The sequence below is a fragment of the Nocardioides sp. CPCC 206348 genome (assembly GCF_048654705.1).
Lineage (GTDB): Bacteria > Actinomycetota > Actinomycetes > Propionibacteriales > Nocardioidaceae > Nocardioides.
Window position 1 is genome coordinate 122,400 of record NZ_JBMCZA010000210.1, and the last position, 338, is coordinate 122,737.

Genomic DNA, 338 nt, shown 5'->3' on the forward strand with positions numbered 1-338 from the left:
GGCGGGGCAGGTCCCGCTCGACGAGCTGGTGCTGGAGCGCCAGGGTGGCCGTGGCGATCACGACCCGCCGGTCATGGAGCAGCGCGGGGACGAGGTAACCCAGCGACTTCCCGGTGCCGGTGCCCGCCTGGATGAGCAGGTGCTCCTTGTCCGCGAAGGCACCCGCCACCGCGTCGGCCATCGCGACCTGGCCGTCGCGCTGCTGGCCGCCGAGCGCGGCCACCGCGGTCGCGAGCAGCTCCCGGACGGGGTTGGCCTGCTGCGCGGCGTCGGTGGTCACCGGAGAACCCTAGATGGTCGGGCCGACGGTCACCGACGCCCCTCCACAGGCGTCTCGA

The 338-nt window shown here is 74.3% G+C and carries 1 protein-coding gene; it reads right to left on the minus strand.

Annotated features, from left to right (window positions below):
• A partial coding sequence (locus ACOADB_RS21535) for a DEAD/DEAH box helicase (RefSeq protein ID WP_378603445.1) occupies positions 1 to 280 on the minus strand: 280 nt, incomplete at its 3' end.
• Positions 281 to 338: the final 58 nt, after the last annotated feature.